Annotated in this window: 20 protein-coding genes; 10 read left to right on the top strand and 10 right to left on the bottom strand. The window is 38.4% G+C overall.

The window, feature by feature from the left end; translation table 11 throughout:
• Positions 1-742: 742 nt before the first annotated feature.
• Both VLZ86_RS16135 and VLZ86_RS16130 read right to left on the bottom strand, forming a co-directional pair.
• Positions 743-1,657 carry a GYDIA family GHMP kinase gene (locus tag VLZ86_RS16135; protein ID WP_325453290.1) on the bottom strand — a complete coding sequence of 305 codons (915 nt, stop codon included), beginning with the start codon at positions 1,655-1,657 and terminating at the stop codon, positions 743-745.
• Positions 1,658-1,699: 42 nt separating this feature from the next.
• The gene (locus VLZ86_RS16130) at positions 1,700-3,028 is read right to left on the bottom strand and encodes a hydroxymethylglutaryl-CoA reductase, degradative (RefSeq protein ID WP_325453288.1); all 1,329 of its coding nucleotides are present in this window, start codon (positions 3,026-3,028) and stop codon (positions 1,700-1,702) included.
• A 147-nt stretch (positions 3,029-3,175) separates the two neighbouring features.
• On the opposite strand from VLZ86_RS16130, the gene VLZ86_RS16125 reads away from it, so the two are divergent.
• The 5 genes from VLZ86_RS16125 to VLZ86_RS16105 all read left to right on the top strand — a co-directional run bounded on the left by VLZ86_RS16125 (position 3,176) and on the right by VLZ86_RS16105 (position 10,985).
• A complete protein-coding gene (locus VLZ86_RS16125) occupies positions 3,176-5,344 on the top strand; it encodes a S9 family peptidase (protein ID WP_325453286.1) in 2,169 nt (722 codons plus the stop codon).
• A gap of 12 nt (positions 5,345-5,356) precedes the next feature.
• Positions 5,357-6,937, top strand: a complete 1,581-nt coding sequence (locus tag VLZ86_RS16120; RefSeq protein WP_325453284.1) for a peptide MFS transporter — start codon at positions 5,357-5,359, stop codon at positions 6,935-6,937.
• 40 nt (positions 6,938-6,977) lie between these two features.
• Positions 6,978-8,507: a peptide MFS transporter gene (locus VLZ86_RS16115; protein WP_325453282.1), complete on the top strand. Its 1,530-nt coding sequence runs from the start codon at positions 6,978-6,980 to the stop codon at positions 8,505-8,507.
• Positions 8,508-8,559: 52 nt separating this feature from the next.
• Positions 8,560-10,347, top strand: a complete 1,788-nt coding sequence (locus tag VLZ86_RS16110) for a peptide MFS transporter (protein WP_325453280.1) — start codon at positions 8,560-8,562, stop codon at positions 10,345-10,347.
• 89 nt (positions 10,348-10,436) lie between these two features.
• A complete protein-coding gene (locus VLZ86_RS16105) occupies positions 10,437-10,985 on the top strand; it encodes a thioredoxin family protein (RefSeq protein WP_325453278.1) in 549 nt (182 codons plus the stop codon).
• A gap of 229 nt (positions 10,986-11,214) precedes the next feature.
• Here VLZ86_RS16105 and VLZ86_RS16100 read toward each other — a convergent pair whose 3' ends face one another.
• From VLZ86_RS16100 to surE, 6 genes are all read right to left on the bottom strand, one after another.
• A complete protein-coding gene (locus VLZ86_RS16100; protein WP_325453277.1) occupies positions 11,215-13,257 on the bottom strand; it encodes a ComEC/Rec2 family competence protein in 2,043 nt (680 codons plus the stop codon).
• A 25-nt stretch (positions 13,258-13,282) separates the two neighbouring features.
• Complete coding sequence (locus tag VLZ86_RS16095; protein ID WP_325453275.1) at positions 13,283-13,795, bottom strand: C40 family peptidase; 513 nt, start codon at positions 13,793-13,795, stop codon at positions 13,283-13,285.
• A 79-nt stretch (positions 13,796-13,874) separates the two neighbouring features.
• A complete protein-coding gene (locus VLZ86_RS16090) occupies positions 13,875-14,486 on the bottom strand; it encodes a C40 family peptidase (RefSeq protein WP_325453273.1) in 612 nt (203 codons plus the stop codon).
• Positions 14,487-14,598: 112 nt separating this feature from the next.
• Positions 14,599-15,726, bottom strand: a complete 1,128-nt coding sequence (gene lpxB / locus VLZ86_RS16085; protein WP_325453271.1) for a lipid-A-disaccharide synthase — start codon at positions 15,724-15,726, stop codon at positions 14,599-14,601.
• A gap of 56 nt (positions 15,727-15,782) precedes the next feature.
• Entirely contained in the window at positions 15,783-16,067 is a 285-nt protein-coding gene (locus VLZ86_RS16080; RefSeq protein WP_325453269.1) for a hypothetical protein, read from the bottom strand.
• The gene (gene surE / locus VLZ86_RS16075) at positions 16,060-16,836 is read right to left on the bottom strand and encodes a 5'/3'-nucleotidase SurE (RefSeq protein ID WP_325453267.1); all 777 of its coding nucleotides are present in this window, start codon (positions 16,834-16,836) and stop codon (positions 16,060-16,062) included. Before surE ends, VLZ86_RS16080 begins: the two co-directional genes overlap by 8 nt.
• A gap of 189 nt (positions 16,837-17,025) precedes the next feature.
• On the opposite strand from surE, the gene VLZ86_RS16070 reads away from it, so the two are divergent.
• On the top strand, positions 17,026-19,233 hold the full coding sequence (locus VLZ86_RS16070; RefSeq protein ID WP_325453294.1) for a carboxy terminal-processing peptidase: 2,208 nt from the start codon (positions 17,026-17,028) through the stop codon (positions 19,231-19,233).
• 84 nt (positions 19,234-19,317) lie between these two features.
• Here VLZ86_RS16070 and yihA read toward each other — a convergent pair whose 3' ends face one another.
• A complete protein-coding gene (gene yihA, locus VLZ86_RS16065; RefSeq protein WP_325453292.1) occupies positions 19,318-19,929 on the bottom strand; it encodes a ribosome biogenesis GTP-binding protein YihA/YsxC in 612 nt (203 codons plus the stop codon).
• 199 nt (positions 19,930-20,128) lie between these two features.
• Positions 20,129-20,893 carry an alpha/beta hydrolase gene (locus tag VLZ86_RS16060; RefSeq protein ID WP_325453266.1) on the bottom strand — a complete coding sequence of 255 codons (765 nt, stop codon included), beginning with the start codon at positions 20,891-20,893 and terminating at the stop codon, positions 20,129-20,131.
• A 295-nt stretch (positions 20,894-21,188) separates the two neighbouring features.
• Here VLZ86_RS16060 and mraZ point away from each other — a divergent pair, with 295 nt between their 5' ends.
• The 4 genes from mraZ to VLZ86_RS16040 form a co-directional block, all read left to right on the top strand.
• Positions 21,189-21,659: a division/cell wall cluster transcriptional repressor MraZ gene (gene mraZ, locus VLZ86_RS16055; RefSeq protein ID WP_129017318.1), complete on the top strand. Its 471-nt coding sequence runs from the start codon at positions 21,189-21,191 to the stop codon at positions 21,657-21,659.
• On the top strand, positions 21,646-22,542 hold the full coding sequence (rsmH, locus tag VLZ86_RS16050; RefSeq protein WP_325453263.1) for a 16S rRNA (cytosine(1402)-N(4))-methyltransferase RsmH: 897 nt from the start codon (positions 21,646-21,648) through the stop codon (positions 22,540-22,542). The genes mraZ and rsmH overlap by 14 nt, the downstream gene beginning before the upstream one ends.
• 105 nt (positions 22,543-22,647) lie before the next feature.
• Positions 22,648-22,968 carry an FtsL-like putative cell division protein gene (locus tag VLZ86_RS16045; RefSeq protein ID WP_325453261.1) on the top strand — a complete coding sequence of 107 codons (321 nt, stop codon included), beginning with the start codon at positions 22,648-22,650 and terminating at the stop codon, positions 22,966-22,968.
• A gap of 54 nt (positions 22,969-23,022) precedes the next feature.
• Positions 23,023-24,667: peptidoglycan D,D-transpeptidase FtsI family protein (locus VLZ86_RS16040; protein ID WP_414652569.1), on the top strand; the 1,645-nt coding region annotated here is incomplete at its 3' end.

Genomic DNA, 24,667 nt, shown 5'->3' with positions numbered 1-24,667 from the left:
TCTTAGGAGTCGATAATTACACTAATACTAAAACAAGGTTTACAATTACACTTGAGCGTTCAATAGGTCACGGATTTCGTCTATATTCTCATTTTAGACACGGATTACACGGATTCCACGGATTCTTAGGAGTCGATAATTGCACGAATGCTAAATCAAGATTTACAATTAAACTTGAGCCTTCAATAGGTCACGGTTCGTCGAAATTCTTTCTTGGACACGAATTTCACTAATTACTCGGATTCTTAGGAGTCGATAATTACACTAATACTAAAACAAGATTTACAATTAAACTTGAGCCTTCAATAGGCCACGGATTACGTCAAAATTCATTTTTTAGACACGAATTTCACTGATTACTCGGATTCTTAGAAGTCGATAATTGGACTAATGCTAATCCAAGATTTGCGATAAAACCTGAGTATTCAATAGTTCGTAGACAGGAATGTACTTTAATATAGGTAGGACTTTTCATGTAATCGAATATTCTTTATCCTAGATTGAAATCATCCATCAACACTCGTTAATCCATTTGAGTTTCCTATAGGTAACTTTGAGTGTGTTTTGTAAATCTTTGTTTAATAGCTCCTTTTTAAAGCGTGTTGAGAATATAACTCGAGTCTTCAATAGGTCACGGATGTCGTCTTAATTCTTTATCCCGAGAAAGTCATGATTATTAAATACTTTGAGATTCGAGTCTTTGATCTTGATCCAAACAGCGGAGTGGTCTTGATTCTCTTTCTTACAATACCATTTCCCTATAAGGAATGATCGTATGAAATCCTCTTTCCTTAAAATAGGCCTCTGGATGATTTTCAGATGCGACCAGTACAAAATCGCCGCCCCAGGCTCCAAGGCTTTTTACGCTCCCGTTAAAGCCTTTAAACAGCAATTCTTTTACAGGTTGCTGTTTAATTATTTTTGAGATAATAGATTCATGACACTCCATCAAAAATTGAAAGGTTTCTAAGTTCGTGCACTTGATCATATCATTGGTAATGGCATTAATTTCAGAAAGTGCTAGAGTGCTATGGTCTTTATTTCTCTGGTAGGCTGCAATGCCGTCCCTGCTGTTCTGTTTTTTATTCAGAAACACAAAAAATAAGTGTTCTTTAAACTCGGGATTAAAGTCCCTTTCAATAACCGTTGGGCTGTTTTGTTCGAGCTGATAAGTTATGGGCACATTGTGCATGGCACAGGCAATATCATAGCCACTGCCGCCAAACGTATCTTCCAGCAACCTATAAGGGTCAATTTTTGCCCATTGGGCAATGTTATTGATAAGAGTAGAAGACGTCCCAAGGCCCCAGTTTCTCGGAAAGTCCAGTTGGGTCTTTACTTTAAATCCCGTTTCTCCAATCAAGAAGGTTGGATTGTGTTTTTTTGTCGTCTTAAGGATTTGTAATAACCTATCGACAATAGGATCCTCTACCGTAGTTGAAATATGAAATCCATCACGAATTGAAAGATGGATTTCAAACCATAACTCTCCTTCACTGTCAAAACTTTTCCATTTCAATTGGGCTGCTTCGGAGGGCTCAACCGTTAACGATTGACCATATTTGGTTGGTATGGCCAAAGCAAGCGCTCCGTCGAGAACAAGATATTCTCCCGTAAGAAGTAACTTTCCGTTGCTATAGAATTTTTGAGGTTTCAATACGTGTCAATTGGAAGTTGGTTTTTTATTTTTCAAATGTCGTTACTCGTTGCCTAACAGCCTTAAGTTGTTCAAAGCTTTTTCCACAGCACTATGTGTTACGATGTTCTTCTTAAAATATGCTACTATTTTCTCCTTTTCCTTATGGGTAGCATTGAGTTGATTAAGCATGTTCATCAAGTGCATCTTCATATGTCCTTCTTGAATTCCGGTGGTGGTCAAAGAACGTAACGCTGCAAAATTCTGGGCCAACCCCGCTGCGGCAACAATTTGCATGAGTTCTTTGGCATCAGGTTGACCAAGCATTTCTAAAGCTATTTTTACCAAAGGATGTAAATTGGTCAATCCGCCAACAGTTCCAAGCGCTAAAGGGATTTCCATCCAAAATTTAAAAACACCAGCTTCTATTTCGGCATGAGACAGACTGCTATACTTCCCATTTCTTGCCGCGTAAGCATGCACCCCAGCTTCTACCGCCCTAAAATCGTTGCCAGTGGCAAGCACAACGGCATCAATACCATTCATGATGCCTTTGTTGTGTGTAACGGCTCTATAGGGTTCTATTTCGGCAATTTTGATTGCTTGAATAAATTTGTGGGCAAATTCTTCGGAGGATGCCAATGATTTATGATTTAAATCTTCAACAGGACAGGAGACTTCAACTCTTACCAAGCAATCCGGTACGTAGTTGGACAAAATACTCATTACTACTTGAATATGATTTTCCGGTTCTGAAAAGGACTCAAAATATAGCGCTTCAGTTCTAAAAGTTTTTGCAAATTGTTCCAAACAGGAGTTGATAAAGTTGGCGCCCATGGCATCCAATGTTTCAAAAGTGGCATGTAGTTGGTAATAATCCTTTAACTCGTTTGTCCTGTCCTTTAGCTGTATATCCAGAATACCACCCCCGCGTTTTTTCATGCTTTTGGTAATGTGCTGGGTATCTTCAATGAGTTTGGGTTTTACGAAAGCAAAGAAATTTTGCAGTTTGTCAAAACTTCCGCTGTACATAAAATGGACTTGCCCAATTTTTGTGGTTGAAATCACTTCGGTTTTAAATCCGCCACGAGTTAACCAAAACTTTGCGGCATTACTTGCTGCAGCCACAACGGAGCTTTCTTCTATGGCCATAGGAATGGTATATAATTTACCATTGATTAAAAAGTTGGGCGCAACACCAAAAGGCAAATAATAATTAGTAATAGTGTTTTCAATAAATTCATCATGAAGTTGTTGCAGCTTTTGATCGGTATTCCAATATTGTTTTATGGCTTGTTTTGCAGCATCTGCATCTTGAAAAAAAGTTTCCGTAATCCATTCAATCTTATCTAATTTTGATAATTTTGAAAAGCCGTTTATTGGTTTGCGCATAAGGAATGTTTATAAATGCAAAGATACTATTCTTGACATGAATATAAAGTCACAAATTTCAGCTTTGCGCTTTTAACTATTAAAGGTTAGTGTTTTTGCATTATTTTTAGTAAACTTGACAGCATTTTATCATAAAGAAATCCCTTAATGAAATATTTGAAAAGTTCCTTGTTTATCTGTCTTTTGGTAACTGTTTTAACCTCAGCCCAAAACAAGGAAATCACTCTCGATGCCATCTGGGATGGCACGTTCAGAACCGAAGGAATGCAGTCTTTGCATTCCATGAATAACGGAAAACAATACGCCGTTTTGAATTACGAACGAGGTTGGACAGCAATAGATGTTTACGATTATAAAACGTTATCTAAAGTTGAAACTTTGGTGAATTCATCCGATTTGGAGCCCATAAAGTATTTTTCAGACTATACGTTTAGTAAAGACGAAAGTAAAATAATTTTGGCCACTGAGGTAGAGCCTATCTTCCGCCGATCGACTTTGGGGATTTTCTACGTTTATGATATCAAATCGAAGGCATTGGCTAAAATTTCCGATGAAAAAATACAGGAACCAACCTTGTCTCCTGACGGGAAGAAAGTTGCCTTTGGGTTTAATAATAATTTGTATATCAAAGATTTTGAGAGCAATCAAACCACGCAAATTACTTTTGATGGTGAAAAAAACAAAATCATCAACGGTATTACAGATTGGGTTTACGAAGAAGAGTTCGCTTTTGTTCGTGCTTTTGAATGGAATGCCGATGGCAGCTATCTAGCGTTCATCCGTTTTGATGAAACCGAAGTACCAGAGTTTTCAATGGATGTGTACGGGCAGGGTTTATATCCTGAGCAAGAGGTCTTTAAATATCCAAAAGCCGGAGAAGCCAATGCGCTTGTCTCGCTTCATATTTATGATTTGACATCCAAAAAAATCAATGATGTAAAACTTTCAAAATCCTATTCTGATTTTTATATCCCTCGTATTGAATGGACTAATGACGCCAACGTGCTCAGCGCCCAATATACCAATAGACATCAAAATGAACTCGATTTATGGATGGTTTATGCCAACAACATGAGTTCTAAATTGGTGCTTGCTGAAAAAGATAAAGCCTATATTGATGTGACGGACAACCTTACTTTTTTAAAGGATAATAGCTTTATTTGGACTTCAGAAGCCGATGGTTACAATCATATTTATCACTATTCGAAAGATGGGAAATTGATCAATCAAGTGACCAAAGGGCCATGGGAAGTGACCAATTATTATGGATTTGACGAGAAAAACAACACCGTGTTTTATCAGTCGGTTGAAAATGGTTCCATTAATAGAGACGTCTATTCCATAAGAATTGACGGAAAGAATAAGAAGCGCCTTACTCAAAATGAAGGTACAAACTCGGCCGATTTTAGCGCCGATTTCACCTACTTTATCAATACGTTTTCGAGTTCCACAAAGGCACCAGCCTATACCTTACATACCGCAAAAGAGGGGAGGCTAGTTAAGGTGATCAAAGAAAATTCGGCATTAGAGAAAAATTTAGAAGCCTATAATCTTCCTAAAAAGGAATTTAGTACCCTTGCCGTTAATGGCAATGATTTGAACATGTGGATGATCAAGCCAAACGACTTTGATGCCTCAAAAACCTACCCGTTATTTATGTTCCAATATTCAGGTCCTGGTTCGCAATCAGTCAAGAACACCTGGCATGCTGCCAATGATTATTGGTACTACTTTTTAGCTCAAAAAGGGTATATCGTGGCCTGTGTAGATGGTAGAGGAACCGGATTTAAAGGCGCCGACTTCAAAAAGGTAACGCAAAATGAATTAGGTAAATATGAGGTGGAAGACCAAATCCAAGCCGCTAAGCAATTAGGAGCTCTTAATTATATCGATCAAGAGCGTATAGGTATTTGGGGATGGAGTTACGGTGGTTTCATGAGCAGTAACGCCCTATTTAAAGGAAATGATGTCTTTAAAATGGCTATTGCCGTGGCGCCCGTAACCAGTTGGAGATATTATGACACTATTTATACAGAACGTTATATGACCACGCCACAAGAGAACCCTTCAGGTTATGATGACAACTCACCCATATTCCATGTGGATAAATTGAAAGGCAATTTCTTATTGATCCATGGATCAGCAGATGATAACGTACATGTTCAAAACACCATGCAAATGGTGGAAGCATTAATCCAGGCCAATAAACAGTTTGAATGGATGATTTATCCTGATAAAAATCACGGTATTTACGGTGGGAATACCAGATTGCATTTATACACCAAAATGACTAACTATATTAAAGACAATTTATAAAAAAGAGAACTTATGAGTGAAGGAAAAGATCTAGGATTAATCACGCATCTTGCCAAAAAAGGTATAGATGACAAAATGGTAATGGGGCATCCAGCAGGACTATTCGTGTTGTTTTTTACAGAGATGTGGGAGCGTTTTAGTTATTATGGAATGCGTGCTTTGCTCGTTATATTTTTGGTTAGTCAAGTGGCTGATGGAGGATGGGAATGGAGCCGATCTGAAGCCATGAATCTCTTTGGACTTTATACCATGTTGGTCTATTTCACACCTTTGTTAGGTGGAATTATAGCCGATAAATTTACCGGATTTAGAAGAGCTATTGTGTTGGGTGCAGTTATAATGACCTTAGGACATGCTTCCATGGCCTTAGAAGTGATTAGTCCAAACTTCTTTTATGTTGGACTTGGATTAATGATTTTAGGAAATGGGATGTTTAAACCTAATATTTCCTCTATGGTAGGTCAATTATATCCCGACAACAGTACTAAAAAAGATGCTGGGTATACCATTTTCTATATGGGTATTAACGCTGGAGCATTCTTAGGGATGTTATTATGTGGCTATATTGGAGAGAAGGTAGGCTGGCATTATGGTTTCGGATTGGCTGGCGTATTCATGATGTTTGGTGGGCTACAATTCTATTTTGCCACCAAGTTATTTGGAGTCGTAGGAGAATCTCCAAAAGAGCATAAGGAATCAGTTAAACAAGGTGCCGAAGAAGATGTCGAAGAACTCCCTAAGAACGTGGTTAGAGATCGTTTGATTGTTGTGGGGGTCTTTATGTTTTTCAGTATATTTTTCTTTCTTTCCTTCGAACAGGCTGGAGGATCTATGAGTATTTTTGCTTTGGATTATACCCAACGTGTACTGCCAGGAAATGCTGGAACTATCTTTATGTGGGTTGATGCTCTGTTGACCTTGTTCCCATTGGTTATTGTGACTTATGTTTTGTGGTCATTAGGGAAAAGAATTTATGCTAAATATCCTACCACTATAATTTTCACTGCCATATCGTTTGTGATTGTTTGGGGCCTTGGGCTTTGGAAAATTGGACGTGAATTCAATGCTATTGAAACAGAAGTTACGGCGTCTTGGTTCCAAATTCTGAATTCATTTTTCATTATTACTTTAGCTTCGTTTTTTAGTAAAATGTGGGAAAAAGTATGGAATCCGGCAGGCCCTATTAAATTTGCACTGGGCTTGATTTTGGTTGGCGTTGGCTTCGCTGTTTTGGCTTACGGTGCCAAGGATATTCCACAAGGCGCACAAACCGCCTCGGTAAGTATGATCTGGTTAATTGCGGCTTATTTCTTCCATACCACTGGGGAGTTATGTTTATCACCCGTCGGTTTGTCTTATGTCAGTAAGCTTTCACCTAAAAAATTCGTAGGACTGATTTTTGGACTTTGGTTTTTGGCATCGGGAATAGCAAACGGGCTGGCCGGATTTGGCGGCGGATTGATTGATAGGATTGCTGAGGAACACTCCCTGGCTTATTTCTTTGGGATTTTTGCCATAATGCCGGCAGCCGCAGGTCTCGTATTGATCTTGATTACTCCAATTTTGAAAAAGATGATGCATGGAATCCATTAAAGCTTACTTCTTAGCGTAGCAATTTTTAAATTAAATACTTATGGATAACGCTGCCGTTAAACACAAAGAATTGTTTGGACATCCTGTTGGATTGTACATTCTCTTTTTTACTGAAATGTGGGAGCGTTTTTCCTTTTATGGGATGAAGGCTTTATTGCTCTTCTATCTCACACGATACCATTTGTTTTCAGATAGTGACGGATACCTTCTTCTTGGGAGTTATGCCGCACTGGTGTATGCAATGCCGGTTTTGGGTGGCCATATTGCTGATAAGTACATCGGATTCAGGAAAGCCATTATTTTTGGAGCTGTTTTATTGGTGTTGGGACACGTGGGGATGGCTTATGAGGGCAATCAGGCATCCTTGGTAGCCGGCGTTGTAAGACGAGATACCGTCGCTTTGCAGGTCTTTTATTTTTCGCTGGCCTTGATTGTAATGGGAGTCGGATTTCTAAAATCCAACATTTCTTCAATTGTAGGGGAGCTCTACACCGAAAATGACCCTAGGCGCGATTCCGGATTTACCATATTTTACATGGGAATCAATATGGGCGCACTCTTGGCCACTATTATTTGTGTTTACTTAGGTGAAGAATACGGTTGGGGCTATGGTTTTGGAGCCGCGGGGATTGGAATGTTTTTAGGATTGCTGGTCTTTGTATTTGGGAAACCTTATTTGGAAGGTAAAGGCGAACCGCTCAATCCGGAGATCATTAACACAAAGAAATTTGGCCTAAAAATTGAATATTGGATCTATATCTCTGCCGTTCTAGGAACTTTCGTAGTCTGGCAAATGGTCCAAAGCCATTCTGTAGTTCAGGTCATATTGATGGTTGCGGGCGCAGGATCTCTGGCTTATATAATTTACTATGCCGTGAAATTCCTGGACAAAGTGGCCAGAGAAAGATTAATTGCCCTGACGATCCTTATTTTATTCACCATTGTTTTTTGGGCGCTTTATGAACAAGCGTATATGTCTCTCAATCTGTTTGCGGAGCGGGTTATCGATCTCAATGTCCTTGGATTTGAACTAAAACCGGGTTGGTTTTTGGGCTTAAATGCATTTTTCATCATTACACTGGCCATTCCTTTTGCGCGACTGTGGGTATGGCTAGATAAGAAAAAACTAAATCCCAGTACCTCATATAAATTCGCTTATGCCTTGATATTGGTCGGTCTCGGATTTGGAGCGCTGGTTATTGGTGGAAAATTATCTGGAGATGCGGGAAAAGTGGCTTCTTATTGGTTGGTCTTGGCCTATCTGTTGCATACCTGTGGTGAATTGTCCTTATCTCCCATTGGATTGTCTGTAGTGACAAAGATGTCTCCTACAAAAATTGTTGGGTTTATGATGGGCGTTTGGTTTTTGGCCACGGCAAGTTCTGAGTTTATAGCGGCAAAAATATCGGATATGGCCAGTGTTGGCCTTGAAGATAGAGGAAATTTTATTGCCTCAAAAGCTGGATATATCACGCTTTACGAATACTTGTTCTATGCAGGAATCGCCAGTGGTTTAATTCTTATTGTTTTAACGCCGTCTATTAAAAAACTCATGCACGGCATTAAATAATCCCTTACTTATAAATCTTAATTTCAGAACCACCTAATTTTAAATTCTCCCTATGAATACTGATATTGAAAATCTATTTAAAGACACCGTTCTCGGCCATCCAATAGGTTTGTTTATACTCTTTTTTACCGAGATGTGGGAACGTTTTTCTTTCTACGGAATGCGTATCCTTTTGATCTTATTTTTAACAGCCCCTTTAGTGAGCGATAATCCTGGTTGGGATTGGCCGCGTGAGCATGCTCTCGCATTGATTGGCACTTATGCATCGCTGTTGTATTTGACTCCAATTATTGGGGGTTGGATAGCTGATAAGTGGACAGGATATCGAATTGCTGTGGTCATAGGCTGTATCATTATGACGCTTGGACACGCCGCTATGGCATTGGAAACAACCTGGTCATTTTATTTGGGTTTGGCCTTATTGGTTCTTGGAACAGGGTTCTTTAAGCCAAACATTACCTCTATTATTTCAGAGATGTACAAAACAAGAGAGTCTAAAAAAGATGGCGCTTATACCATTTTCTATATGGGTGTCAATGCTGGAGCTTTCTTTGGGATGATGCTTTGTGGATACTTAGCTGAAAATTACGGATGGGCATACGGATTTGGTCTGGCTGGAATTTTTATGTTTTTGGGGATGCTTCAATTTTTATTGGCGCACAAAATCTTTGGAAAAATTGGTGCAGCACCTTCAAAGAAGATTGAGGTGGTGTTCCATGATAATGAGGACGTCTCTGATCCGCAAATTATTAAAGAGGAAGTAGAGGTGGCTTCAAAATTGAACCCATTTACTACTTTTGATAAACTACTTGTCATTCTATCTTCCATAGGAGGACTGATCTATCTGTTCAATGATCCCTTGGAGAAAATTGGTGGAAGCACGATGTTGCCTTTTGAGCTTATGGGGATGAGTGGTTCAAATGTGGTGGTCATTGCTGCACTTATACTCTTCTTGGTTTTACTGATAATGCGAATCTCTCGCTATATTCCCATTGTTCGCGATCGGTTGGTCGCCGTATCAATTTTTGCACTATTCACTGTGTTCTTTTTTGCATTTTTCGAACAATCGCTCGGATCGATGACTTTGTTTGCAAGTGATTATACCAATCGCGAGTTAGTTGGGAATACAGCAACCATATTCAAAATTGTTGACGGATTATTGACCACCATTCCGCTAATCATCATTACCTATGTCATTTTCTTGATTTTCAAAAAGACCTTCAAGACCATTGGGGCGTCAAATATTATGTTGGCTATTGCTTTCCTTGGCCTATGGGTTCTCGTAATTTACCGTATTTACGACAAGTCATTCTCTGAAGAATTAAAAGTGGATGCGACTTGGTTTGGGATTTTGAACTCCTTCTTTATTATTACATTGGCTCCACTTTTTTCAAAATGGTGGGAGAGCAAATACAATCCGAGTGCGGCTATGAAGTATGCCATTGGTTTGATCTTACTAGGTGTAGGATTTGGAGTTTTGGCTTATGGCGCCTCTGACATCCCTTCTGGAGCTAAAACGGCCTCGGTAAGTATGATTTTCTTGATATTGGCCTATTTGTTCCATACCATGGGTGAGCTTTGTTTGTCGCCCTTGGGATTGTCCTATTTGAGCAAATTAGTACCCGCCCGAATGATTGGATTTATGTTTGGGGTTTGGTATTTGGCAATTGCAGTGGGTCAGAAATTGGCAAACACTATGGGCGGGATGATTGATAAAATCTCAGCAGAGTATTCCTTGGGGACCTTCTTTTTGATTTTCGCTGTAGTCCCTATTGCTGTTGGTTTTGTTTCGATGGTGTTGAATCCGGTACTCAAGAAACTGATGCACGGGGTACGATAGTTGAATGATTTGTTAAATAAACGTCAAAGGGGTCAACTTTGGAGCATTTTTTGTAGTTTCCACCTAGATTTGCAAAAAAAAAGATTGAAATGAAGAAGTTCGCATTTATAATGGTAGTGACCTTGTCAATGTCCTTTAATAGTGTTGCCCAACAAATAAATTGGGTCACTTTTGAAGAAGCGTTAAAACTCCAAAAAAAGACACCTAAAAAAATCATGATGGACGTTTATACCAATTGGTGTGGACCGTGTAAGATGTTGGACAAAAACACCTTCCAAAATGGTGATGTGGCCAAATATGTCAATGATAATTATTACGCCGTAAAATTTGATGCGGAAGGTAATGATGTCATCCACTATAAAGGAGCTACCTATGCCAATAAAGGTTATAAGCCCGAAATGGCCAGCCGGAGAAATAGTGTGCACGAGTTAACCTATGCGCTTCAGGTAAGCGCCTATCCAACAATCGTATTTTTTGATGAAAATGGCGATGTTATTACGCCTCTAAGAGGTTATCAGAATCCGCAGCAACTGGAGTTGTACCTTAAGATGTTCCGGACCGATAAGCATAAAGAAATAAAAACGCAAGAAGATTTCAATGCATTCTATACTGCTTTTAAACCTGAATTTAAGGGGTAGATATAGCTTGTTTTATAAGCATATTTTTTTTGGTATGAATGTTTTAACCGGCAAGATCTGTATGAAAATTTTGTCTTTAGCCTTTACCTGTTTTCCTATAATGGAAAGTGCCCTTTTTACTGTTTAAGTGAAAAGGGCTTTTTTGTTTTATGCCTTTAGAAATCTCTGACAAAATCTACGAGATCTTCCTGTCCGGCATGACGTCTGTGTGAAACAGAATACACTGTAACTATTCATTTTTCACCACAAAAGCGCCTTCTCTACCCGTTAAATGATAGGGGATGTTTTGTTGCAAACAACTAAGTTCCCATCGTTTAAGATAGCTTTTATAATTGCTGCCATCTGCAATAATTAATTGAGGTTTTATCGAATCCAATAAGCGGTTCAGATTTATTTTTGGTGAATTCCTCAGAATCACATAGTCCGGATTGAACTCTGGTATTTTATAGATTCCTAAGCTGTCAATAACCAGAAATCTTATATTGTGAAATAGGTAAATGCTTTCTAAGCTGTCTTCCTTTATGGCAGTAATCGAATTTCCAATTTTGTAATTCCTGATGATATGATCTTTGGCAACACTGACGCTATCAAGATTATGTGAAAGCGTTAAAGCCGTATTCTTTTTTAGTCCAATCATGCTAAATCTACTCTTGTGAAAAACAATGAATTCTTCCGACTGATGCTTCTGTTTTTCGAAAATCAAAACTGACTGAAATATCATTATGGATAACATCGCTGCAGTAAATCTCCTGAAACTTAGCTTTCTGTATAGAAAAAACGAGGTCATTATCAAAAAGTATAAGCTTAGGACTTTTAATATACTAAACGGGATGTCATTGAATATAAACTTCTCTTGAAGAGAAACCCACCGCACAAAACTGTTCATAACGCTGATTATGCCTCCATAAACATTTGCCAACCAAAATGGAAGGATATTCATTAGAGCCATAAAAATGACAACAATACCCATGCCCAGAATGAGTCCTAAAACGGGAATAATAACCAAGTTGGACAAAAAGAACAGTCCTGGGAATTGATGGAAGTAAAATAAGCTAATAGGCAATACACCTATTTGAGCGGCCATAGTAACTGTAAATATTTCCCATAGTTTTTTAATGGGCTTGAATTTCGGCTGCCATAATCTCACCATGGGTGGTTGCATACTTACGATGGCAATCACCGCTGAATAACTCATTTGAAAGCCCACATCAAATAAAAATAAGGGTTTGAATAGCAACAGAAGAAACATGGAAATGGCTAAAGTATTATAAATATTGGAAGGCCGTTTTAAATTCATGCCAATGGCTACAATACTGAACATTGTTACCGCTCTGGTCACTGATGCCGATAGTCCGGCCACCACTGCAAAACCCCATAAAATGACCACAATTAGAACGATTTTTATAATTCTGCCACGTCTTAAATATTCTATAGGCCTAAACATCGAACTTAACAGATATAAAATAATGCCAACATGTAATCCGGAAACTGCAAGAATATGAATGGCTCCTGCTTTGAAATAACTGTTCAATATGTTATTGCTAATGTCTTGACGTTGCCCCAACAACAACGCATTAATTAACGAAAGTTCATCTGGCTTAAAGTGGTAGTGCCTTAATTTGTTATTGATACGGGTTCGTAGTTGGGCAGCGTAACCAAAAAGTGTATGAACTTCAGAAGAAAACACTAGCAGTTGTGAGTTATCTGTAAATATTTGATGGTAAACATATTGGTTTTCAAGATATGCTTTATAATCAAATTGATTGGGATTCAGTGGGTGATTTATGTCTCGAAGAGGGGTTGCGGCAATAAGAATATCATCCACTTTAAAAGCAGGAGAAAGACTATCCTTCTTAACGTTTAAAAGTGTCTTGCCTCTTAGAACTTGGTGGTCTATTTGGAGAAGATCAACAATATATTTTTCATGATTAATTCTAGGTTTGAGAACTTCTCTAATTTGGAAAGTAATCGTTTTTATAGAATCTATGTTAAGGTCAGTCTGTTGGGCGTAGTGATGTTTGAATTCTCTTTGATCATGCAATTGATAAGTTAAACTACCAATTGCCATAAATGTGAAAAAGGTCAGCATACTAAATCCCAAAGATTTAACCAAGCGCGCTTTCTCGATAATGAGAAATACAGAAAGAATTATAATCAATATTAATGTAATAGGTATGATATACCTTATGTGGATGTCAAAATAATGCGCAAAAAGAATGCCTACTATGAGGCATATGGTAATTTTGATGATTGCAAAATTTAGTAACTTCATGAATCTAAGTTACTAAAAATAAGGACTATAAAACGCGTCTAGCCTGTACGAAGGCAAAGTACCAATACTTTTCTGCGAGATTGGAAACTATGACGCCATTGCTGGTGCTTGCATGTATGAATTCTACGTTTCCATTAAATGCGTCCGTTACGATGCCAACATGGTTGACACGGCGGCTATTCTTTGCTGTGGCAAAAAAGAGGAGGTCACCTTTGGTAACTTCCTTTAAATCAATCCAGTCTCCAGCATGTACCATTTCTGAAGTAGATCTTGGCAATGGAATGTCTTCGCTGTTAAAGGAGGTGACGACCAAACCAGAACAGTCCATCCCTTTTTTAGTGGTGCCACCATATTTATATCGCACCCCGTCAAATTTAAATGCATAATCTACAACGTTATCTGCTTTGGGATTATTCACCGATTTTTTAGACCTAGAATCGATTTTCGCGGTCTTTGATTTGGTCGTTATAACCCGTTTAGAGGATTTACAGCTGCTAAAAGTGATCAATAAAAGAAGGAGTAGGGCAATCTTTTTCATCGGTAGAAAGGTGATTTTTTATAAAAATATTAAATTATTATAACTTTGAGCAAAAAGCCAGTTATTAAATTGGGATTAGTTATATAACGCGTCTTGCCTGTACGAAGGCAAAGTACCAATATTTTTCTGCCAAATTGGAAACTATCACACCATTGCTTGTACTTGCATGAATAAATTCAACAAAACCATCTCTAGCGGTCGTGACAATTCCTACATGACTGATGGTTTTACTGTTTTTACGTGTGGCAAAAAATAAAAGATCGCCTGTGCTGACCTGTTCTAGATTAATGGAATTGCCGGTTAGTGCCATGTCTCTTGAGGATCTTGGTAAAGAAATATTTTCCTTGTCAAAAGTAGTGACCACAAGTCCTGAGCAATCCATGCCATCTTTTGTTGTGCCCCCACGCTTGTATCGTACCCCATCAAACGCAAAGGCATAATCTATAATTCTTTTGGCTAGGGTTTCGGTAGGTTTTGGAAGTTCGCTTTTAATAGTCAAATTAATAGGTGTTAAATCGACTGGTGATAGTTCAACACTGTTAATTTGAGTTGGGAGGATGAGGTTTGAGACCTGTTTTAAATGATTGGATTCGGATTTGATTGTACTGGTTTTCGTTGTCACCAGGGTTTTAGAAGAATTACAGCTGCTAAAAGTGATCACTAAAAGAAGGGCTAGGGCAATCTTTTTCATAAGGTCAAATATGATTTTTTAAAATAAATAAAGTTAACGCCATATTTTGGCAATAACAACGTGTTCATTAAACGCTGATGGAATTCCGAAAGTATAAATTATTTATAAAAAGTTAAGGTCTTTTACTGTTTTTAACGTCTTCATAAATGAGTTTTGCGGTTTTTTCACTCGCACCTTTTCCGCCCAGTTTCTTCTCCAAGTGAAAATAATCCATAAAAAGCTGTTCTCTTTTTTCGGGTTGTAAAATTGCCTGTAACTCCTTTTTGAGACGTTTTTTATTAAAATCATCCTGAATCAATTCGGTCACGACTGGTTTATCCATGATCAAATTCACCAAAGAAATGTACTTTAAATTAATGACGCGTTTGGCAATTTGATAGGAGAGCCAACTGCCTTTATAACAAACTACTTCTGGTACTTTAAACAGGGCAGTCTCTAAAGTTGCTGTTCCAGACGTCACTAACGCAGCGGTAGACAAGCTCAAAAGATCGTATGTTTTATTATTGACGAAGGAAATGTTTTCATTTTTAATGAATGTTTTATAAAACTCATAATCCTGGCTTGGGGCACCGGCAATTACAAATTGATAGTCTTCAAAATCCTTGACCACGCTGAGCATAACTGTAAGCATTTTTCGTATTTCCTGCTTCCTACTGCCCGGCAATAGAGCGATGATGGGTTTGTCAGATAGGCCACGTTTGGCCCTAAAGTCGTATTCGCTCACTTGGTGTCGGTCCGCAATGGCATCAATTAATGGATGGCCCACAAATTCTACGGGATAATTGTGCTTATCTTCATAAAAGTCTTTTTCAAAAGGCAGGATGACATACATCTTATCAACATCACGTTTTATTGCGTGAATCCTGTTCTCTTTCCAGGCCCAGATTTGAGGAGAAATATAATAATGGGTTTTATAGCCTTTTTGTTTTGCCCACTTGGCAATGCGTAAGTTAAAGCCCGGATAGTCAATAAAGATGATGACATCCGGCTCGTAACTTTCAATATCAGCTTTACAAAAGCTAAGGTTTTGGGTGATGGTTTTTAAATTTATGACCACTTCCAAAAATCCCATAAAGGCCAAATCACGATAATGTTTTACCAGAGTAGGACTGACTTTTTCCATTAGATCACCCCCCCAAAACCTAAATTGCGCGTTGACATCTTGTTTTTGTAATGCTTTCATGAGGTTGGCACCATGTAAATCTCCGGAGGCCTCGCCAGCAATAATATAGTATTTCATTTTTTATGAATCGTGATTTATTGGATCAAAAACAAGTAGAAAACCGGAGGTCTTTATCAGTTGTAATTTAATAAAAAAGTAGTAATCGTTACCACTATCGTGGCCATAATGACCCCTCTAGCGCGATAGTCACGTCTTTGTTTGATGAACATGAAAAATACCACAAGGTTTAATAATGCTCCCATACTTACCAATTTGCTAAAAAACCCCTGAGCTAAGGACTGTCTATATGCCATAGCGATATCTTCGCCGTTTCCAAAAATGAGGATTGCTATTATAAAACCAATGGCATTGGCAATCAATCCTACTATAAAGCCGATAAATACTTCTTTTTTAATCATTTAAATTCCAAGTGTTTAAATTTTGAATGCAGTGGTGTGCGGTCAGGTCAAACTGAACAGGGACTAAAGATATATAACCATTTTCCAGAGCCCATTCATCGGTGTCTTCACCTTCGTCTAAGTTTACAAACTTTCCAGCCAACCAATAATAATCGCGTCCACTTGGATTTTGGCGTTTTGTAAACTCTTCTTCCCAATTTGCCTTAGCTTGACGGCACACTTTGATGCCTTTAATTTCTTCTTTTGGTAAATCAGGAATATTTACGTTGAGTACCACTCCTTCAGGAAGGCCATGCTCCAAAACATTTTCAGTAATAGTTTTGATAAAACTTTTACAGGCTTCAAAATTAGCACTCCAATTATAGTTGCATAGAGAAAAGCCAATTGCGGGGATGCCCTCAATGCCGGCTTCTAATGCGGCACTCATCGTTCCTGAATAAATAACGTTGATGGAGGAGTTTGAGCCGTGGTTAATGCCTGAGACGCAAATATCTGGGCGTCTTTCCAAGATTTGCTTGACCGCTAATTTCACACAATCTACTGGCGTTCCAGAGCAACTGTACTCTGTTTGGGCATTATCATCTATCTTAACATTCTCTACGTAAAGCGTCGAGTTGACCGTGATGGCATGTCCCATGGCACTTTGTGGACTGTCAGGAGCTACCACCACCACGTCGCCAATGGTATTCATGACTTCAATCAAAGCTCTTAGGCCTGGTGCTGTTATCCCGTCATCATTAGTCACTAAAATCAGTGGTTTCTTATTCATTCTACAGTACGTATTTAAATTGCTAAAATACATAAATTAGGCGTTATAATCCCATTCAGGGGGGTTTAACAAAAAATTAGTAGGCAATGGTTTTATTGGCATGGTTTTTTCTTTTACTTTAGTAAAAAATAATTAAGGGTCTATCGCGTTTAGACTTTATCAATGCCACTAAAAAATATGAAAGATATCATGAAAAGGAATTATAAGATTTTATTGTTGGCGCTTATGTTGGCGTTTGCGTCATGTAGTTTCACAACTAAAACTTTTGAGGATCCAGATAAGGATAAATTATTGATGCAATTAATAACGTATGTGCTTGAAGAAGGTCATTATAGTCCGAAGGAAATAAATGACGAATTTTCAGAGAGTGTTTTTAGAGCTTATTTGGATCAGTTAGATCCTTTTAAAAGATACTTCTATGCCTCGGATATTAAGGAGTTTGAAGCTTATAAAGATAAAATTGACGATCAGTTAAAAAATCAGGACTTGACATTTTTTAATCTTACCCATGGCCGTTTGCTACAAAGATTAAAAGAGTCCCAAGAGATGTACAGAGATGTTTTGGCCAACCCTTTTGATTATAGTGTGGATGAGACGATCAATACCGAATATAAGAAACTGGCCTATGTCAATTCAAAAAAGGAAATGAGAGAGCGTTGGAGAACACAGCTCAAGTTTTCGGCCATTGCCAATTATGATGACTTGATCTCCCAACAGGAAAATACGTTTTCTGATAAGAAAAAAGTACAGGACATGACTGCTGTTGAAGGCGAGTTGGTAGATTATGATGTTGCTGAGACCAAAGAATCAAAAGAACCGAAAGAAAAGAAATCACTAACTGAATTGGAGGCCGAAGCACGAAAAACAACGCTGAATTCCTTAAACGAACTTTATGATTATATTGATGAGCGCAAACGTGAAGATTGGTTTGGAGTTTATTTAAATGCTATTGTTGCTGAGTTTGATCCACATACCTTCTATTACGCACCGGAAGACAAAGAGCGTTTTGATGTGGCCATGTCAGGGAAATTTGAAGGCATTGGTGCCAGACTTCAAAAGAAAATGGATGTGGTTACCATCATCGAAATTATCAGCGGTGGTCCAGCGTGGAAAAATAACGAACTAGAGGCCGGAGATCAAATTCTTAAAGTACAGCAAGATGATGGGGAACCGTCAGTTAGCATTGTAGGAATGCGCTTGGAAGATGCCGTAAAATTAATTAAAGGCCCTAAAGGCACCAACGTTATTTTAACTGTGAAAAAGGTAGATGGTACCATTCAAGATTTGACCATCACTAGAGATGTTGTGGAGTTGGAAGAAGTTTATGCAAAATCGACAACGGTTATTAAGGACGATAAAAAGTTTGGCGTGATCAATCTGCCTGGCTTCTATGTTAATATGGAAGATTATAAGAAAAGAAATGCCGCTACAGATGTTAAGCTTGAAATAGAGCGATTAAAAGAAGAAGGTATTGAAGGCTTAGTTTTGGATCTTAGAAATAATGGTGGAGGTTCTTTGCAAACTGTTATTGATATGGCCGGTCTGTTTATAAAGGAAGGACCAATTGTCCAAGTTAAAACAACTGGAGGGCAAAAAGAGGTTTTAAGAGATAAAGATAAAACTATAACCTGGGATGGACCGTTGGTGATTTTGGTGAACGAGAATTCTGCTTCAGCGTCTGAAATTTTAGCTGCTGCAATGCAGGATTATAAACGTGCCTTAGTTATTGGAAGCAAGCAAACTTTTGGAAAAGGAACTGTTCAGACTGTTTTGGACCTTAATCGTATGGTTAGAAACAATACCAGCGGTGATATGGGAGCCTTAAAATATACCATACAGAAATACTATAGAATTAATGGTGGATCAACACAATTGGAAGGCGTAAAAAGTGATGTGGTGGTTCCAGACCGTTACAGTTATATTGCTTTGGGCGAAAAGAATCAAGATAACCCATTAGCCTACGATAAAATTTCTGCAACAGATTATAAGATTTGGGAGCACAATTCCGATTATCAAAAAGCTATTGACAAGAGTAATGCGCGAATTGCAATTAACGAACAGTTGAAGCTTATTGATGACAATGCAAGATGGGTTAAGAAAATCAGGGATAAGGAGGAGTACTCTCTTAAATATGATACTTACAAGGCAGCCTTAAAACTGAATGAGGAGGAAGCAAAGCGGTTTGAGAAATTAACAGATTACAAAACCAACTTAACATATAGTTCTTTGCCTTACGAAAATGAATTGATGGCCGCAGACAGTATTCTAAAAGAAAAGCGTGATCGTTGGCACAAAGCATTAAGCCAGGATGTATACGTTGAAGAGGCACTCAATGTTCTGAATGATTTGAGAGGGTCTTATACCATAAAGAAAGTCGTAAACAACATGAAGGAGTAGTCCTTTTGAAATTCATAAAAAAATGCTCCAAGGTGGTTGTTACTTTGGAGCATTTTTTTTGTTATAATAAGAAGGTTGCAATGCTTAATTCTTATTTAAAGCATTCATTTGTTGATTTGTTTTGTCAATCTCATTGAGCACTTCGTCTCGGCCCACAGCAGAGGAAGAAGAGGTTACAAAGTATTTAGGGGTTTCTTCCCAGGTTAAGAGAAGTTCTTGCATATAAGCTGCAACGTTGCGCTCTATAGCTTTCGGTTTAAGTTTATCGGCTTTGGTGAAGATGATGCAGAATGGAATGCCCTTTTCACCCATATATTCCATAAATTCAAGATCAATTTTTTGAGCCTCATGCCTAATATCCACCAGAACAAAAGCTAATACCAATTGTTGTCGTTCTTCAAAATAATCGGTTATAAACCTTTGGAATTTTTTTTTGGATGATTTTGAAACTCGTGCATAGCCGTATCCTGGTAAATCCACCAAAAACCAATTCTTATTGATTAAAAAATGATTGATAAGTTGGGTTTTACCCGGTCTCCCAGAAGTTTTTGCTAAGTTTTTATGATCGGTGAGCATGTTTATCAATGATGATTTGCCAACGTTACTACGCCCAATAAATGCGTATTCTGGCAATGTATCCTTTGGGCATTTGGACACATCAGAGTTACTCATTATAAATTCGGCAGTTTTAATAATCATGTTTGTTGGATTTTTTTAGTCAGCGGTTTTTAGTTTTCAAGTGGCAGTTTTCAGTTGGCAGTTTTCAGTCAGCTGTCAGCAGTCTGCGTTGGCGGTAGTTCTCGGTTTTAGGTGATCGCACATCAGCACTCACTCACCACTCACCCCGCATAACTCTTTCCATCCCCCGCCTAGTTCATCAATTTCAATTTCAACTTTAAAGCCCTCTTTTGTTCAACCACTCGGCAAGGATGGCATTGAACTCATCAGGATGTTCCATCATGGCAGCATGGCCACATTTATCGATCCAATACAAGTCGGAATCTGGTAAAAGTTCATGAAATTCTACCGCAACTTCAGGAGGGGTCACAATATCGTTTTTCCCCCAAATGATACATACCGGCAGATTCATTTTGGGCAAATCTTTCGCCATATTATGTCGGATGGCACTTTTGGCTATTGCTAAAGTTTTGATCAGTTTATTTCTGTCGTTGACCGTTTCATAAACTTCGTCCACAATTTCTTTCGTCGCCACTGCAGGATCATAAAAAACGTCCTGTGCTTTTTTCTTGATCACTTCATAATCCCCACGTTTGGTGTAGCCACCGCCCATGGCACTTTCGTACAGTCCTGAACTTCCGGTAATTATAAGTGCTTTTACTTTTTCTGGATAGAGTTTTGTATGATAAAGTCCAATATGGCCCCCAAGTGAATTACCCAATAAAATTACATCTTCAAATTCTTTGTAGGCTATAAAATCGTGTAGATATTTTGCGAAATTCCGTACGTTGGTTTTTAATAAAGACATCGAATAAATTGGTAATTCAGGAATAATTACTTTGTAGCCCTTGTCTTTAAAATGCTCTAAAACACCATCAAAATTACTAAGCCCACCCATTAGTCCATGCAGAATTATAATGGGTTGACCTTCACCTACTTCAATATAGCTGTATTTTTTTTCCTTTTTTAAGAGATGTCTCATTAATGGTTGGTAGTTATCATAAAAAACAAATATAGTTATTTCATTCAAATTTTATTTCTTTTTGGTCAGTTTCAAAGGAATAGTTCTACAATAAGTGTTTGCACTGAAGAAATGTTTTTATCCCACTTTTTAATGTTCTAAAAAACAGCTACTTATTTAATCCTCTTTTCTTCCTTTTATCGAAATTATCGCTCAAAATCAAAAACTTATCAACAAAAGTGGTAAATTGTGGTAAATGGTGGTAATATTTTCAATATATTTGAATCTTAGTCGTTAGATAAACAAACAATAGCTTTTGAACTCATTAATAGGAACATACGAATGTAAAGTTGATGCCAAAGGTAGGCTTATGCTACCTGCTGCCATCAAAAAACAGTTGTTGCCTTCGCTTCAAAACGGATTTGTTTTAAAAAGAGCGGTTTTCCAACCTTGTTTAGAGCTGTACCCAATGACTGAATGGGAGTCTTTGATGCAAAAAATGAACAAACTTAACCGCTTCAAAAAGAAAAACAACGATTTCATCCGAAGGTTTACCGCCGGTGTAAAAGTAGTGGAAGTAGATGCTACTGGAAGGCTGTTGATTCCGAAGGACTTGATGGTTTTTTCTGGCATTTCTAAGGATATTGTAGTGTCTTCAGCAATAAATATTGTGGAGATCTGGGATAAAGATAAATATGAACAAGCTATAGACGATGCGGCTGATGATTTTGCAGATTTAGCCGAGGAGGTCATGGGACAAGATGATGACGAAAATGGACTATCATAATCCGGTTTTACTTACAGAGGCGGTAGATGGATTGAACATCAAGCCAGATGGCGTGTATGTAGATGTGACATTTGGTGGTGGAGGCCATAGTCGGGAGATTTTAAACCGCTTGGGACCAAAAGGAAAACTATTCGCTTTTGACCAAGATAAAGACGCTCTATTGAATACCATTGACGATCCGCGTTTCACCTTGATTAACGAGAACTTCAGATATTTAAAACGCTTTTTGCGATTTTATGGAGCCAAGGAAGCGGATGGGATCTTAGCGGATTTTGGTGTGTCTTCGCATCAGTTTGATGTAGCAGAACGTGGGTTTTCAACACGATTTGAAGCAGATCTGGATATGCGGATGAATCAGGACAGTAAGTTATCTGCCTTCCATGTCATCAACAAATATGACGAAGAGCAAATTAAAGAAGTGCTTTTCCAGTACGGTGAGTTACGGCAAGCTCCCGCAATGGCAAGGACTATTGTTGAGGAGCGTGCAACAAATGAAATCAAGTCCAGCGACCAATTAAAGGAGGTCTTAAAGAAATTTGTCAAACATAAAAACGAACATAAAGTACTGGCGCAAATTTTTCAGGCCATTCGGATAGAGGTCAACCAAGAAATTGAGGCCTTAAAGGAATTCTTGCTTCAGTCGCCTGAAGTTTTAAAAAAAGGAGGTCGTTTGAGTTGCATTTCCTACCATTCGTTAGAGGATAGATTGGTGAAACGTTTTATAAGAAACGGCATGTTTGAAGGAGAGCCTGAGCGTGATGTTTATGGGAATTTTGAAGTGCCCATGAAAAAAGTTGGCGGATTGATTGTGCCATCAAAAGCTGAAATAAAAGAGAATAACAGAGCACGAAGTGCGAAACTTCGTGTTGCAGAAAAATTATAAGTAACCTCAAAGGTTAGATCAGTTAGACTGCAAGATTTTTAAAACCTTGTAAGTTTAAAAAGACAAGTTGAACTAAAAGAGATTCCTGCTTTTGCAAGAAATAAGATGAAAAACAATATCTATCACATATTAAGAGGTAAGTTTTTGGTCAGTGATGATTCCTTCAAGAATTGGAGAATCATCATTTTTATTTCTGTGCTTGCGATTGTCATGATTGCAAGTTCGCACAGTGCAGACCAAAAAGTCCATGATATAGCACGCTTGAATAATGAAGTGAAAGAATGGCGTTCGGCTTTTGTAGATGGGAGATCAAAGTTGATGCGCCTTAAAATGGAATCTGGAATTGTCCAAAAAATGGCCGAAAAGGGGATTGCGCCGTCTCCAAATCCGCCAAAGAAAATAAAAGTTAAATCGCAAGAGAATTAAGTGGCAGTTACTGAAAAGCACATATTGAACCGATTGTATTTTGTAGCAGGCATTATGTTTGTCTTTGCACTGGCCGTGGTATTTAAGTTATTTACCATTCAGATGGTGCATGGCGATAAATACCGTGACTTGGCAGAAAAACGAACGGTTAAGAATGATACCATTCCTGCCAATCGCGGAAATGTGTATGCGTCTGATGGCAGTTTATTGGCAACATCCATCCCAAAATATGATATCCGTTTCGATGCCTTAACCCCAACAAGTAAAACCTTTGAGAGCCTCCTGAAGCCATTAAGTGACTCTTTATCCAAATATTCCGGAAAATCTTCAGGATATTATGAAAAGGAGCTGCGTAAAGCCAGAGCTAACAAAAACCGATATTTTTTACTGGCAAGAAATATTAGTTACACGGATTATGCGCGCATTCGGAATTTTCCATTATTAAATCTCGGCGCCATTAGAGGGGGTCTCATTGTGGAACAAACCACAAAACGTGAACACCCAATGGGTGGCATTGCCCAGAGATCTATTGGTTATGAGCGTAAAGATAAAGACGGCCATTATGTGAGGGCGGGAATTGACGGTGCTTTTGGCGAAATGTATTTAAGAGGAACGGACGGCCATCGCATGAAACAAAAAATTGGCAAAGGCCAATGGAAACCCATTACCGATTATAATGAAGTTGAGCCAAGAGATGGCTATGATGTTTACACGACAATAGATGTCAATATCCAGGATATTGCCCATCATGCTTTATTGGAGCAGCTCGAAAAATATAAAGCCGATCATGGGTCTGTCATTGTCATGGAGACCAAAACCGGTGAGATTAAAGCCATTTCCAATCTGGGTCGGAATTCAGATGGCCATTATTATGAACGCTTAAATTATGCCGTGGGAGAAAGCAGTGAACCTGGTTCTACCTTTAAAATCATGGCCATAACTGCGGCTTTGGAAGACAAGGTGATTGATACCAGTGATGTTGTCGATACACAAAAAGGCGTGTTGAGTTATTATGGTAAAAAAGTAAGGGATTCTAAGCATGGCGGCTATGGAAAAATAACCATTGCCAAAGCTATTGAGGTGTCCTCAAACACGGCAATTGTGGCGGCAATTGATAAGGCTTATAAAGATCAGCCCAGTAAATTCGTAGATCGTTTGTACGCCATGAACTTGAACAATCGGTTGGATTTGCCAATTATTGGAGAGCCAGAACCTATTATTCCGGATCCTAGAATTAAGAACGGGCGTTGGAGTGGGATTGCATTGCAATGGATGGCCTATGGTTATGGAGTTTCCTTTACGCCTCTACAAACCTTAACATTCTATAATGCCATTGCCAATAATGGCGAAATGGTAAAACCTCAATTTCTGCGTGAAGTCAGAGAATTTGATAAAACGATTGTGCCTTTCAAAAAAGAAGTCATCAATCCGAAAATCTGCTCTCAAGAAACCGTTGATAAAGTTAAAAAACTCCTAGAAAACGTTGTGGAGCGCGGTACGGGAAGCAAATTGTATTCGCCAAATTTCTCTATGGCAGGAAAAACAGGAACCTGTCAAAAGGATTATGCCAATAAGGATAAATTAAGTTATATCTCCTCATTTGCTGGATTTTTCCCTGCAGATAATCCAAAATACTCCTGTATTGTCGTCATCCATGAACCAGACAAGAGTGTTGGGTATTATGGTGCGGATGTTTCTG

It is taken from the genome of Gelidibacter sp., assembly GCF_035515035.1.
Taxonomy (GTDB): Bacteria; Bacteroidota; Bacteroidia; order Flavobacteriales; family Flavobacteriaceae; genus Gelidibacter.
This window is presented reverse-complemented; position numbering and strand designations above follow the sequence as displayed.